The sequence below is a fragment of the Candidatus Tisiphia endosymbiont of Empis tessellata genome (assembly GCF_964031035.1).
Lineage (GTDB): Bacteria > Pseudomonadota > Alphaproteobacteria > Rickettsiales > Rickettsiaceae > Tisiphia.
In genome coordinates this window covers 934,521-948,101 of the sequence record NZ_OZ034997.1, presented here as the reverse complement: position 1 = coordinate 948,101, position 13,581 = coordinate 934,521, and the positions used below count along the sequence as shown (strand labels likewise).

12 protein-coding genes and 2 pseudogenes are annotated in these 13,581 nt (G+C 32.3%); 1 reads left to right on the top strand and 13 read right to left on the bottom strand.

Annotated features, from left to right (window positions below):
- Position 1: 1 nt before the first annotated feature.
- From gatC to AAHM86_RS05005, 9 genes and pseudogenes are all read right to left on the bottom strand, one after another.
- Positions 2 to 304 (bottom strand): Asp-tRNA(Asn)/Glu-tRNA(Gln) amidotransferase subunit GatC, encoded by a 303-nt coding sequence (gene gatC / locus AAHM86_RS05045; RefSeq protein WP_342267500.1) that lies wholly within the window; start codon positions 302 to 304, stop codon positions 2 to 4.
- Positions 305 to 436: 132 nt separating this feature from the next.
- On the bottom strand, positions 437 to 997 hold the full coding sequence (gene frr / locus AAHM86_RS05040; RefSeq protein ID WP_342267499.1) for a ribosome recycling factor: 561 nt from the start codon (positions 995 to 997) through the stop codon (positions 437 to 439).
- A gap of 3 nt (positions 998 to 1,000) precedes the next feature.
- Complete coding sequence (gene pyrH / locus AAHM86_RS05035) at positions 1,001 to 1,720, bottom strand: UMP kinase (RefSeq protein WP_341747884.1); 720 nt, start codon at positions 1,718 to 1,720, stop codon at positions 1,001 to 1,003.
- 175 nt (positions 1,721 to 1,895) lie between these two features.
- Positions 1,896 to 2,195, bottom strand: coding sequence for an SRPBCC family protein (locus AAHM86_RS05030; RefSeq protein ID WP_342267498.1), 300 nt, complete (start codon positions 2,193 to 2,195; stop codon positions 1,896 to 1,898).
- A gap of 3 nt (positions 2,196 to 2,198) precedes the next feature.
- Positions 2,199 to 2,603, bottom strand: a complete 405-nt coding sequence (locus AAHM86_RS05025; protein WP_342267497.1) for an integrase core domain-containing protein — start codon at positions 2,601 to 2,603, stop codon at positions 2,199 to 2,201.
- A gap of 12 nt (positions 2,604 to 2,615) precedes the next feature.
- The gene (locus AAHM86_RS05020) at positions 2,616 to 3,395 is read right to left on the bottom strand and encodes an IS3 family transposase (RefSeq protein ID WP_342267496.1); all 780 of its coding nucleotides are present in this window, start codon (positions 3,393 to 3,395) and stop codon (positions 2,616 to 2,618) included.
- A 118-nt stretch (positions 3,396 to 3,513) separates the two neighbouring features.
- Positions 3,514 to 3,711 (bottom strand): annotated as a pseudogene (locus AAHM86_RS05015) (type II toxin-antitoxin system RatA family toxin); the annotation flags it as partial.
- 7 nt (positions 3,712 to 3,718) lie between these two features.
- Positions 3,719 to 3,847: a DUF1674 domain-containing protein gene (locus AAHM86_RS05010; protein ID WP_342267495.1), complete on the bottom strand. Its 129-nt coding sequence runs from the start codon at positions 3,845 to 3,847 to the stop codon at positions 3,719 to 3,721.
- Positions 3,848 to 3,978: 131 nt separating this feature from the next.
- Entirely contained in the window at positions 3,979 to 4,665 is a 687-nt protein-coding gene (locus tag AAHM86_RS05005) for an isocitrate lyase/phosphoenolpyruvate mutase family protein (protein ID WP_342267494.1), read from the bottom strand.
- 119 nt (positions 4,666 to 4,784) lie between these two features.
- Here AAHM86_RS05005 and AAHM86_RS05000 point away from each other — a divergent pair, with 119 nt between their 5' ends.
- On the top strand, positions 4,785 to 5,555 hold the full coding sequence (locus AAHM86_RS05000; protein WP_342267493.1) for a 16S rRNA (uracil(1498)-N(3))-methyltransferase: 771 nt from the start codon (positions 4,785 to 4,787) through the stop codon (positions 5,553 to 5,555).
- Between the two features lie 43 nt (positions 5,556 to 5,598).
- On the opposite strand, the gene AAHM86_RS04995 is transcribed toward AAHM86_RS05000, so the two are convergent.
- The 4 genes and pseudogenes from AAHM86_RS04995 to tatC form a co-directional block, all read right to left on the bottom strand.
- Positions 5,599 to 9,012, bottom strand: a complete 3,414-nt coding sequence (locus AAHM86_RS04995; protein WP_342267492.1) for a hypothetical protein — start codon at positions 9,010 to 9,012, stop codon at positions 5,599 to 5,601.
- Between the two features lie 13 nt (positions 9,013 to 9,025).
- On the bottom strand, positions 9,026 to 11,458 hold the full coding sequence (locus AAHM86_RS04990; RefSeq protein WP_342268387.1) for a VirB4 family type IV secretion/conjugal transfer ATPase: 2,433 nt from the start codon (positions 11,456 to 11,458) through the stop codon (positions 9,026 to 9,028).
- A 32-nt stretch (positions 11,459 to 11,490) separates the two neighbouring features.
- Entirely contained in the window at positions 11,491 to 12,783 is a 1,293-nt protein-coding gene (gene serS, locus AAHM86_RS04985) for a serine--tRNA ligase (protein ID WP_342267491.1), read from the bottom strand.
- Positions 12,761 to 13,515, bottom strand: a pseudogene (tatC, locus tag AAHM86_RS04980) (twin-arginine translocase subunit TatC). The gene serS and the pseudogene tatC overlap by 23 nt, the downstream one beginning before the upstream one ends.
- Between the last annotated feature and the right edge of the window lie 66 nt (positions 13,516 to 13,581).

The following is a 13,581-nucleotide window of genomic DNA, read 5'->3' as shown; positions in this document are numbered from 1 at the left end:
TTTACTCTACTACTTTTGGTACTACAAAACATTTTACTTCTTTGGCAAGTTCTGCTTTATCATTTGGCAAGTTAGCAAATAATTCATCAGAAATGTCACTATACAATACTTGGTCTTTTCGCATTCTTTGGTGCATATCACAAACAGAAGTAAGTGGTTCAACGTTACTACAGTCTACATCGTTTAAAATGTTGATCATATTCATCATATCAGTTAATTGATGGGCAAAACTGCTTATCTCTTTTTGGGTAAAATTAAACATAGCAAGTTTTGCTATTTTTTGTACTTCTTCATTTGTAATCATTATATACCTTAAATATTATAGTCATTATAGCATGAAATATGTCTGCACTAATAGTTTATGGCTATTTTATGAAAAAATATACCTAAGTCATTTAGGTGGCATCTCTTTGAGGAATGACACCTATTTTTAGACTTAAATAGTCAGTATTTCTTGTTCTTTTTGTTTAACATGCAAGTCTACTTTATTACTATACTCATCAGTTAATTTTTGGATTTCTTCTGATAGGTTATGTTGTTCATCTTCAGTTATGATACTGTTTTTTTCTAACTTTTTTAAATCTTCATTACCATCCCTTCTTATATTACGCAAGGCAATTTTAGTATTTTCTCCATATTTGTGAGCAAATTTAACAAGTTCTTTGCGGCGTTCTTCAGTAAGTAACGGTATTGTGATTCTTATTAGCTGTCCATCTGATGATGGGTTTAGACCCAAATTTGTATCTATAATAGCTTTTTCTACAAATTTTACTATAGATTTATCCCACACTTGTACAGTAATAGTTCGTGCATCTGGAGTTGAGAGACTTGCTACTTGCGACAATGGTACTTTATCGCCATATGCTTCAACCAATACAGGGTCAAGTAAGTTAACTGAAGCTCGACTAGTTCTGAGTCCCTTGAGTTCGTGATCTAATACTCTTATCGAACTATCCATTTTTGATTGTAATTCTTTACGTATAGCTGCTTTATCCATACTTTATTCACCTTCTTGAATTTTTGTGTATTCACCTTTTCCTTGCAGTACTTTTGCAAAATTACCTTTCTCTTTAATGGAAAATACCTTGATTGGCAAGTTGTTTTCTCTAGCCACAGCAATAGCAGCAATATCCATAACTTGTAAATTATCTTTTAAAAGATTAGTATAACTTATAGTAGAATATTTCACTGCATTAAGGTTCTTTGTCGGATCTGCATCGTATACACCATTAACCTTAGTACCTTTTAGTAATAAATCACAGCTCATTTCAATTGCTCTTAAAACAGCTGCACTATCAGTAGTACAAAATGGATTACCAGTACCACCGGCAAAAATTACTACTCTACCTTTTTCTATATGTTTTTTTGCTTTACGACGTATATAAGGCTCACAAACACTCATCATAGGGATTGCAGAAAGGACTCTAGTATGAACACCTAAACTTTCCATAATATTTTGTAGAGTAAGTGCGTTTATTACCGTGCCAAGCATGCCAATATAATCACCAGCAGCTCTTTCCATGCCAAATAAGACATCAGTGCCACGATAAATATTACCACCGCCGACGACTACACATACTTCTATTCCAAGATCAATTGCTTCCTTTATATCTTCAGCAATTCCTAAGATTATAGAGTACTCATGACCAAATTGTTTGTTGCCCATTAAGGCTTCGCCAGAAACTTTTAACAAGACTCGTTTATATTTCAAAGAGGACATAAATTAAATTCTTGATTTTATAAATTTTCTATGTAAACCCTAAATATACTCTCTATGTACCCCCATTCGGGATAGGAATTAACTAATTCTTATCCCGAATTCACATGATGTCCATTCCCGCGAAGGCAGAAATCTATAGTATTTAATAGCCTTTTATGCTATTTTGATCCCTATTTCAAGAGTAGTTTGTTAAGTTTATTTTAGTTAACATAGTATCTGCCCTTTTTTCAAATGCATCAACCATTTTTTCAGTAGCATCAGTAAAAAATATATTAACTAACTTGTCAACTATTGCAAATTTCATCTTAAAATCAATAAAGAACTCTATTTTACTACCAGTATCTTCTTGAGAAAATTGCCATAAATTTTTTAAATATTTAAATGGTCCGGAGATTGCCTCTACTTCAATGGAATATCGATACTGGACTGAAAAATCAAGACAAAAAAATAATAATGTTGTTTCCCATTTTTGCATTTTTCAAGCTGCAATTTGTTCATAATTTTGTATAGAATTTAGATAGGCATTCATAGGCTTTTTGTAACCAATACTTGAATAAAATCTTCTATAATTATAGTGATTGATGTAATCATCAATACCACTCTTTAGCTCTTTAACATCTTTAAAATCATTAATAAATATACAATTATATTTTAAAGTTCGGAAAAATCTCTCCATAATTATATTATCAATACTTCTTCCTTTACCATTCATCGAAACTTTAATGTTATGCTCTTGTAAAATTTCAATGTGTTCATGACTAGTATATTGACTGCCCTGATCACTATTAAATATCTGCGGTGCAGGATATTTGTTAAGTGCATCATGCAATACTTCAGTTACCAAACTTACATCCATACTATTTGACAATTTATAACTCAACACAGCTCTACTATGCTAATCTATAATTGCCGCCATGTACATAAATCCCGAATTAGTTCTAACATAAGTGATATCTCCGCTCCAAACCTCGTTAGCGTTAGGTACATCTACAGTTTTACTTGTACCTAGATTAGACCAATATTTATCAAGCAAATAACTATAAATTTTATGCTGTTTATCTTTTCCAGATGTTAACTTTTTCCTCTTTGGATAAATAGCCTCTATGCCAATCATGTTCATATATTTTAGAACCCGATCCTTACCAATAACCAAGCCATCTTCTAATAATTGTCTATGGATATAACGATAACCAAATTCAGGATTATCAGTATATATTTCATCTATTTTATTTAAAATATTTAAGTTATACCCACTAAATGGTTTTGCTTTATAGTACATTGAAGAACGATTAATCTTTAATAATTCATATTGCCTTGTCTTTGGTAACATTGCTAGCTTGGAATCGACAAGTTCTTTTCTATTTGATAAGTCCAAGCTTTGTAGCTTTCCCACAGCCCAATCTCTCTCTACTATTGTTTTTCCAAGAGTTTTCGCTAATTCATCATTTTGTTCTTTCAGCATATTAATTTGTTCCTGATATTTACTTACCAGTTTTGCTGGTTCAAAAGCCAATGCTGCATTTGATATAAATTGTTTTTTCCAATTACTAATTGTCTTGGAGTTTATCTCATATTTTGATGCTATCACTGATAATGGACTCTCTTCTTTCAGCACTTCTAATACTATCCTAGTTTTTTCTTCAGCACTAAAAACTCTTACTTTTTCTTTTGTCATTTTTTCTCCTAATTTTTTCTTATTATTTTATCTTAATTAGGAAACTTTTAACTCTATTTTTTTGTCCATTTTCTTCAGTCTATTATAATCTTTGCTTATTCAAATCATTTGAGTATATAATTCTTGATTGATAATTGTCTGAAAAATCTTTTAACTGAATTACTAATTCAGCTATAATTTGATTCTCACTCTCTGAGATGATTCTAGCCGCCCTACACCATGGTAAGAATTCAGGATATGACTTTACGTCAAGAACTAAGTGAAATAATTCTTGTACATTATATGGTAGGATTTTGGCTTGATGAAAACTTGGCATAAATTCTTTAAAAATCAGTTACTCTACCTTTATGCTGCCAATCTCCGTGGGTAGTGGGTTCTTGACCTTTAAAACCACCTATTTCCTGTGGCTTTTCTTTTTCATCTTTTATGGTAGTATCTTTTTTGTTATCCATAAATGTACTAGTCCTCTCCTATTACGTCTTTTTATTTGTATCTATATATGTTAACACTTCAGTTGCAGATTTATCCAATTCTTGCATCACTGCAATATATGGGAAAGGACCGTAACTAATTCTAGATACACCTAAATCAACAAGTTTTTTACTGTCGTTATATCTTGCACCATTATATTGACAGGAATAGGTGAAAATTCACATAATTGTTTTATAAAATTATAATTTGCTAAGCCTGGTGCAAAAAACCCATCAGCTCCAACTTCTGCATAAGCTTTGCTTCGTTCTATAGCTTCTTTTAAGTCTTGTTCATTATGCTCAGATGTATCTTTTTGAAGAAAGATATCCGTTCTAGCATTAATAAACATATTAGGCAATAACTCCTTTATAGCTTCTTTAATTGCTTTAATTCGTTTACATTGTTCTTCTATAGAGTATCTTGCCTTTTCTTTCCCAATAATTTGATCTTCAAAATTTATACCAATTGCCCCTGTTTTAATTACGTGTTCAACATTCTCTATTAAATCACTTAACTTCGATGCAAATCCTGATTCAAAATCAAAACTCACAGGTACTTTGACTTTTTCAATAATATTCTTTAAATTTTGCAAGGCTAATTTAAGTGGGAATTTCTCACCATCTTCATAACCATAAGATTTTGCTACTGCCCAGCTACTTGTAGCTAATGCTTTCGCCCCGGATTTCTCTACAATCTGTGCTGAACCAACATCCCAAATATTATACAATACTAAAGGATTACCCTTTTTATGAAGTGTTTTAAACAAGTTATCTTCTATTTCTGTGAATTTTCTTTTCATACTACATTATCTCCTTCTGTTTGAGTTAGTTTTTTTTCATTGTTGTTTTTTCCTTAATAATATTTTGAAGTACATGAAAAAGTCAAAATGCCTAGGTGTTAACCATTAGAGTTAAAATTATGAAAATTTCTCGTCTTCATAGAATATATAGCAATACCAAACTAATTGAAAATTATTCGTTAAATCTTGCAGAAGATCATAGTCACTACCTTAAAACAGTATTAAGACTAAAGGTTGGCGATCATTTTAGAATTTTTAACGGCACAGATGGTGAGTTTATAGCACAAATTACTGGTATTACAAAAAACAATTTACATGTTGGACTTACTAATATTTTAAGAAAAGCAACAGTTGAACCTGAACTTACTTTAGGAATATCTATTATTAAAAGTGATAGAATGTTAGATGCCATAGATATGGCTGTACAACTTGGGGTAACAAAAATTATTCCACTAATCGCTGAAAGATCTCAATTTCGCACTGTTAATACTCAAAGATTGATGAAATGTATTATCGAATCTACAGAGCAGTCCGAGCGTTTAATAATACCCTGCATTCTTATGCCAGTAGTATCACTTAGTCTTTTCCTAGAACAAACTTTAGATAATTCTATAATATATACCAATGAAAATGAAGATGAAAATAATACTTTATTAAAAATCATGCCTATATACTCATCAGATATTTCGGCAAATCTTTCAGTTGTTGTTGGTCCAGAAGGTGGTTTTTCACAAAATGAACTCCAAATGCTTTCATTAAGACCTAATACTTTATCAATAAGTCTAGGATCAAATATCCTCCGAACTGAAACTGCTGTAGCAACATGTCTAGCACAAATTAAATTATTCACAGCTAGTTGCGTTGCAACTAAACCAATCCTCCTAAATTGACTAATAGTAATGGTGATAGCCTGATGTCTTTATCAAACTCAGGTTATTTCAGTTGATATTTAATAGTAACATTTAAAGTTCCTCCACCAACTATTCCCACACAAGTATTAATATTATTTTTACCATTTTGTAAATGTGGCATAAGATTAAGTTGTGCTAGGTTATTAGCTCTACCTATGTCGGATGCTTTTACAAATTTGCCATTTCTAGAAATGTAAACATCACAGTGAGTACGGTCAGCATTGTAATTTCTACATTCCATAGAGTTAAAGTTATCAGGACCAGTATGAATAAGCTGATTATTAACTTTAATCATTATGTAATCATCATAATATGAGCCAGTACCACCTATGGTGAAAGAGTTTAGCATGTTAGTATTTGGTATATCAAACTCATAATTTACGCAATAAAATGTATCGTAAGTATGTGCTGCAGAACGGTATGGTCCACCAAGTATAAAGGTTCCAACCTTAGTTAAAGTATCGTAGTTATTGTTAACAGGAAAATCTTTTTTATCACTTGTATATTTGAAATTAAGACCAATATTCTCTTTACATCCAACACCATCCGGTAAGGCTTCAAAGGCCACTGTTTTAGTATCGATATTTGATAGACAATAACGTTGTAGTGGTTTATTCGGATCAATTAATACCCAACCAAGCTTACAAGTACCTAGTGCCAAATCACTTATTTTTGTGTCAGGATCACCTGTTTCTGTGCTAGACCATGTTGCGTTACCACTGGCATTAGTCGGGGTGGTAATTGCTTGACATTTAGGGGCAAGAACTGAAGTACAAAAACCTAATTCTTGTGGGGTTTTATCTCGGATTGCAGCAGTTTTGTCAAGAGAAATACCATCCTTATCGACAAGAATACCTTGCTCATTAAACTTAGCAGTATAATGCTGCCCATCAGTGTTTATTGTAGGACCTAGTGACGGGGAAGGATCGATTCTATTATTACTATCTACAGACACTTTACATACTTCAACATTTGGCTTACGATTATTTTTATAACAATACATAGAGTTATCACATTTATAAATCGTAATACCCTTTGTCTTAAGATCGTCTATAGTCTCCGCAGAGTTACAACCAGTATGAGTATCCTGACAGATTTGCAGACCTAGGTATTGCATACTTTTTGTCTTAAATTTTGAGCAATCAACTGTATCTGATTCAAGTAGTCTTGATAGTATACAGTTAGTATTATTTACTCCAGGAATACATTTGTCTATATCTTTTAATTGTAAACAACCATGCGTTGCACCTTGAATATATTTACCATTTATATATTCAAGACCCTTTAAATATACAGCATCTGTAGTAGGAATTCCTGTCTTAGCATCATAGGGGATCTTGTCGTCTTTATAATTACCATATATCGTTAAAGGATTCATAGATTTTTTGCCAGAAAATGGCATAGCAGTATATATAGTGGGGGGGGTATTAGAAATATATGCCATGAAGGAAGTAAAATTAAATCCTGCTAAATTTATTATTGCTTCTGTCTCGCCTGCTATTGACTGAGTAACCGACAATGGTGTAATAACAGTACTAGTTGAATCAACAGTATTCCCTTTATCGTCTGACACTATTGACGCAATAAATTGAGGGTTATAATAGCTATTATTATGGCAAGTAACTCCAGGAAGTCCTCCACACGGATAGGTTAGGATTTGGTAACCATCTGTTACTCTGTCTTCACAACCAACCAAGTTATCTCCTTCCGCTACACAAATAGATTTTGGATCACGACGAAGATTAGGATTTAAGGTAGTATCCAATATAGTATTCCTAGTAATTGAAGCAACAAAAGTCCTGTCACTGACATTATCTCTGAGCTTAAAGGTTTTCTTGAGCGGTAGTAAACTTGTAGTATCTTGACCTTGTATAGGAGGAAATGCAAGACTAACATCAATAAACTCACCAATATTTATGCCCCATATTTCTTGACAAGTAATCTTACCATTTGCTTCTTCGCTATTACAATCAGGTAAATCATCAACATAGTAACTACTTGGTGTAGAATGATCACCTACTTTTTGTGCGTAAACTATCCTAAAGCCATCTTTGCAACCATCCTCAATAGTACATTCAAAGGGAATTTTTGTGTTAACACAACGTTCTTTATCATTAGCTGAACATTTTTTTATTGCATCGCGTTGAACGGTAGCAATATGAATTCCTTTGGCTGAAGAAAATGGACCAAGATTATCTATTACTACACATTTATCGGTTTCTTGTGGATTTTCTTTATTTCTACAAAGAGGTACAAGATTGTCTAAACTAACACGTACGACATTATGAATAAAATTATTTCTTAATTTAGACACCACACATGGTGCATTTGAAGATTGAACAAATAAATTATCTTTCTTTTTACTGCATACAAGCTTTGTCGTAGGAGTAATAATGAACTGTTTTAATTTAGGGCAATATGGTGGTGGAAAAGGACCTAATGGTAATTCAACGCAACCAAATTGGTAGTCATCAACAGAACGATTTAGTGCACCAAGTGCTTCTACTATTTGTTTTGCCACCTCATACATCCATTGTTGTTCAAAAATATATCCTATCCATTTAACTATTTCTTTTATAACATCAAGACCTGGTGTATTGTCAGAAGCAATCATGTCTAATAACTTACTTAATAGTACTGATATACTCATACTAGACTTAATGTCTATTAAAAACTTTAGAATTTTTGCAAAAGGGTGTAACTCATCTGTTTTATGAAGAGGTTGTCTTATTGGATTCCAGTCCATCGGATCTAAGTGAACTCCGGTAGCTGAGACGAGGTTTACCAAGCCAGGATCACTATATGCACATAGCTTTGGTCTATTAAACGGTTTTCCATCATCTCCAACTATCGGTTTTCCATCACTTCCAATAATCGGTTTATCATCTTCTGTAAAGCCAACATCATTCAAATGTTTTCCAGGTGTATAACCAGGGTCTGCTGGCGTTCCTTTACTATTCAAGGCTGTTGGTGCAACTGCAGGAACAGCAACCCTAGCACAAATTCTGAGTAAGGGTAGGGCATAAGCCCCAGGCCATATTATGCATTCACCATCCCAATTCAAAGTAGTGGATTGATTCCAGCATGCAACTGCATTACAACTTTGAGTTCTTATACGAATCTTTGGTGAAAAATAAGAGCTTTCTGGTGTACGTTCCGCACAGTGCTGAAGATAAAATCCAATAAATATCTCAGGAGGGTTAAATTGAACCAAGCAATTATCTGTATCACGTCCATCCCGCCTATTCCATGGTGGGCATATAGGATTTGGCTTTATTGTTCGTTTTATACTTCCATTCCATGTTTCATTTATCTCACTATACCCGCAATTGCAAGGATCACTTAGACATTGTGCAACTCCATCCCAAAATGAAGAATAACTCTTGCTAGAGTAAATCAACAAAAAAAATGCTAGATAATATTTTTTTAGCACCAAACTCCTCTTACAACTAAATATGATTTAATGCTATATACAAAGGATTAATCCAATTATCAGGATGTCCTGGATATTGTTGTAATATTTCTTGATATATTTTTAATTCCTCGGTTCTACAGGATAGAATCTTGATAATGCCAATTAAACTTCCTATACTTAACTCCAAAGCAATAGATTGATTATTTTGATTTATTAAGAACATTCTAGAAGCAATTGTAAATTTCGATAATTTATTTATTTCTGATTCATTTAATCCTAAAATTTGTTCTAAATACTGTGATTTTATTTCTGATGGTAAAATTATTTTAGTGTCTATTAAATCCAACCAATTCTGTAGCACCTTTGTTTTTGTTGACTGTAGATAACTAAAATTACTAACCATTATTCCATTATTACTCAGCAATCTATCAGAAATCATTTGTGATATGTTATCAAAATTTTCCGGTCTATACAAGGAATCTAGATTATCTATTGCTAATATTTTTGGACTCTTCCCTATAATAGTTAAGTAATAATTAAAAGCATATATTAATCCTGCACATAAACTATTATGCTTAGTCAAATTCATTGAAAAATCTTCTAGAAGTTTTCTATCTGTTGGATAAAAACGTTCAGTAAAAGACTTCCCAGAAAAAGGATACAAATTAAATCCGATTATGCCGCCTTCAGATAAAGGGAATTTATCACTATCAAATATACCATCATATAATCCTCCTTTTGTATAATCAGTCAACCTTAGTTTAATTAAATCTCCATCTTCTATAGAAAAGTCCATTGTTTTTAAAATGGAGGAAAAATTACGATCTTTATTATCTAAAGTCCAAATTTTATCAGCGAAGTTTTCTAGAAAAGCTAATTCTGCTTTGGTTAGAGGGTAAAAAGAATGATTGCAAATTATCTTAAGAAATTCGATAACGAAATGCCTTGACTCTAGAGTATCATCTAGTAGAAATGGATTTATTAGGTTCTTCTCCTTTTCAAACCACTGCCCTTCAATTGATTCAACAAAAATCTTTGAATTATTATTATTGGAAAGATATAATATTGTTGGCTTGTATTTAGTTGCTTCAGAAATTAAAAAATTTGTTAGTACAGTCTTACCAGTATTAGCTGTGCCAAAAATACAAGTATTTCCTCTATTATTACTTTTAGCATGAAAATTCATAAAGTAAGGAGTTCCTTTTTCTGTTCTAAGCAAAGTCACTGCTTTACCCCATATGTTATTTTGGTTTCCGGTCGGGAAATTATGTAATGAGGCCAAAGCGGCGGTATTTTCTATAATTGTGGGAGCGAGCCTCCTAACATAGGAAAAGTTCCCTGGGAGCTGTGCCCAAAATGTTTGCTCTAAGTTTATATCTTCCCGCACATGGACAATACCAATTTTAGCAAGTTCCTTAGATGCTTGGGCAATTGATTGATCCAATTTCTCCAAATCTGACCCTATAATAGCAATAGAAATTTGTTGTTTACAAAATTGGTTCGGGATTGAAGCATCAAGGTTCATTATCTTATCTATTCCTGTAATTTCAGCAAGTTTAGTATCCTTACTAACTTGTAAAATATATGCCTGTTGTTCAAATGTTTTAGATACTTCTTTTTTATCAACGAAGTAAAATATTTCTGTTGCTATTAATTCCACAGGTAATTGTAGGAATCCATCAAGTGCAGCTGATGATACTTCTTGATATTCCTTTATTGAAATAATGGAGGCAAACTTTTTATCATGCCTACTTATTACTTCAATCTTATCGTTACCAACTGCATATTGATTAGAGGCTAAAGCATTAGATAGATTTGCAATCGGTACTAAGCAATATTCTTCGTTGAGATGAATTATTCTACGATATAAAAACATCAAATCAGAGTAAGATTCTTCCCCTTCAAATCTTATTCCTAACTTTACTGCACCGAAATCTTGTAAATCTAGAAGTATTTTGTCAACAGTACTATTTAGCATTTTAAAAACACTATCTAAATAGTTATTTTGGTAATTGACAAGTTTATCGAAAGACAAAGAAGTTATCAAAGAGTTGATATCTTTAACTTTAATGTTATTAGAATCATAAATTATTGAGATATATAAGGTATTAACAAATTTATCATCCCAGTAATTTTTTTGTTGCCATAAATTGTGAATATTAGCTGGTAACAATTTATTGTAAGGAGTTGGGTCATCTAAGTTTGTCTTACGTCGTACAGTATGTATCCAAAATGCAAAATTTTTATTATGAACATTTTTCTTAATCGCATTACGCACTACTTCTCGTAAATTGAATAACTTAGTGCTAATATTTTCTGCATTGATACCATTTATTTGGATAGTTTGGAGTAGTTCACCATTCTTAGTTAACAAAGTATTCTCATTATAATGACAAGCAATTGGAATGAAATCCTCTGCAGAATTATTATATAAATCCTTATCAACTTTTCTTGAGTTGCTAGCTATTTTGAACACCAATGATACCTATCAAATACATGTTATTTATACTCTTTAGTGGTATGAATTCGCTCCAACCCACCCATGTAACTCACCAAAACATCTGGAACTGTTATTGAACCATCTGCATTTTGGTAATTTTCTAGAATTGCGATTATTGTCCTACCAATTGGTAAACCAGAACCATTCAAAGTATGGGCAAGAGTGGTTTCGTTGCTACCAAATTCTTTATATCTAGCTTTCATCCTTCTAGCCTGAAAATCTCCACAATTAGAACAACTTGAAATCTCACGGTATAGATTTTGACCAGGCAACCATACTTCCAAATCATAGGTCTTTTTGGCAGTAAATCCTATATCTCCAGTACAAAGCAACATAACTCTATATGGTAGATCAAGTTTTTTTAGAATGGTTTCAGCTGCATTAGTTATATATTCATGTTCACGCTGAGATTCTTCTGCAGTAGTTATTGTAACCAACTCAACTTTACCAAACTGGTGCATACGTATCATACCTCTAGTATCTCTACCACTACTTCCAGATTCTGATCTGTAACAGGGTGTGTAAGCAACATAACGTATAGGCAATTCTTCCCTAGCTATTATGGTATCGGCCACCATATTAACGAGAGGTACTTCACCTGTTGGAATTAACCTGTAATTATTCACCGTTTCAAACGACTCTTCTGCAAATTTTGGCAATTGACCACTATTATACATAGCAGCTGGTCGCACCAAAGATGGAGGAGATAGTTCAGTAAAATCAAATTCTTGAGTATGTGTATCAATCATAAAATTAATCAATGCACGTTCTAGCCTTGCTAAATCTCCCTTTAGAGTCACAAACCTACTACCAGACATTTTAGCAGTACGTACAAAATCCATCATTCCTAAACTTTCACCAAGTTCAAAATGCTGCTTAGGTAATGGAAGAGATAGTTTTGTTGTAATGTCTCCTACTGTTTTAAGCAGTTTATTCATACTGCCATCAGTGCCATATGGTACGTCAGGATCAGGAAGGTTTGGCAATACCTCCAACATATCGTTTAACTGGTGATTACTATTTAATTTTAAATTCAGTTCTTCCAGTTTCTCATTTATGTGATCCACATCACGCTTTATTTCTTCAAATTCTTTACTAAATTTGTTAGGCATGTTGCCTAGATCCCTAGATTTTTTCCTTCTTGCATGCTGAAATTGCTGAATAAGATTAGTTAGCTGGCGTTTGCTTTCATCTAGTTTAGTAATTTTATCGGACATTGGGGGAATTCCCCTTTTGATAAGTAGATCATCAAATTCCTGCTTATTCTCCCTAATCCACTTTATATCTAACATTTAACTTCCTCGATTTTCTACAAATTTACACATAATAATTGAAGTTTCATATAATAAAAGCATTGGTATTGCAAGGGCAAATTGGCTAAGTACATCCGGTGGAGTTAAAATACCAGCAATAATAAAAATAATTACTATAGACGATCTTCTTTTGTCCACTAAGTCTTTTGCTGTTAATATTTTTAATAAATTTAATATTAACATAATAATTGGTAATTGGAAAGCTATACCAAACGCAATAATTAACTGAATTACTAAGTTTAAATATTCACTAATTCTAGCTTCTAGAATTAGTGGAATAATAGCATTATTATCTTCAAAGCTTAGAAAAAATTGCCATGCACGCGGCATAACAAAATAAAATACAAAGATGCTCCCACACCAAAACAAAACAGGCGACATAAAAAGAATAAAAGCAGCATATTTCTTCTCACCTGAATATAACCCAGGTCTTATAAATAAAAAACATTCTATAGCGATAATTGGCATAATCATGACAAAAGAAACAAAAGCTGCAAGTTTTATATAAGTAAAGAATGCTTCAGTAAGACCAGTATAGATTACTTTCCTTATATCAGCATGATCTAATTCTGCAAGTGGTTCTAATAAAATGTTATATATATCGCTACTAAAATAATAACAAATAATAAAACCAATAATGAATGCAGCAAATACTCGTAAAAACCTAGCCTTTAGCTCTAAAAAATGCTCTTTAAAAGTATATGACTTCATAAATTAACCAAATGTACAAGTTTAAGTAGGTATATAACCTCAGTTTGATGTAAGACATCGGTTTAA

What these genes read in the sequence shown, in the direction of transcription:
- AAHM86_RS05030 (WP_342267498.1), bottom strand. Translation starts at nt 2,195, where the DNA reads ATGCAAAAATGGGAAACAACATTATTATTTTTTTGTCTTGATTTTTCA.
- pyrH (WP_341747884.1), bottom strand. Translation starts at nt 1,720, where the DNA reads ATGTCCTCTTTGAAATATAAACGAGTCTTGTTAAAAGTTTCTGGCGAA.
- gatC (WP_342267500.1), bottom strand. Translation starts at nt 304, where the DNA reads ATGATTACAAATGAAGAAGTACAAAAAATAGCAAAACTTGCTATGTTT.
- AAHM86_RS05000 (WP_342267493.1), top strand. Translation starts at nt 4,785, where the DNA reads ATGAAAATTTCTCGTCTTCATAGAATATATAGCAATACCAAACTAATT.
- serS (WP_342267491.1), bottom strand. Translation starts at nt 12,783, where the DNA reads ATGTTAGATATAAAGTGGATTAGGGAGAATAAGCAGGAATTTGATGAT.
- AAHM86_RS05020 (WP_342267496.1), bottom strand. Translation starts at nt 3,395, where the DNA reads ATGACAAAAGAAAAAGTAAGAGTTTTTAGTGCTGAAGAAAAAACTAGG.
- frr (WP_342267499.1), bottom strand. Translation starts at nt 997, where the DNA reads ATGGATAAAGCAGCTATACGTAAAGAATTACAATCAAAAATGGATAGT.
- AAHM86_RS05010 (WP_342267495.1), bottom strand. Translation starts at nt 3,847, where the DNA reads ATGGATAACAAAAAAGATACTACCATAAAAGATGAAAAAGAAAAGCCA.
- AAHM86_RS05005 (WP_342267494.1), bottom strand. Translation starts at nt 4,665, where the DNA reads ATGAAAAGAAAATTCACAGAAATAGAAGATAACTTGTTTAAAACACTT.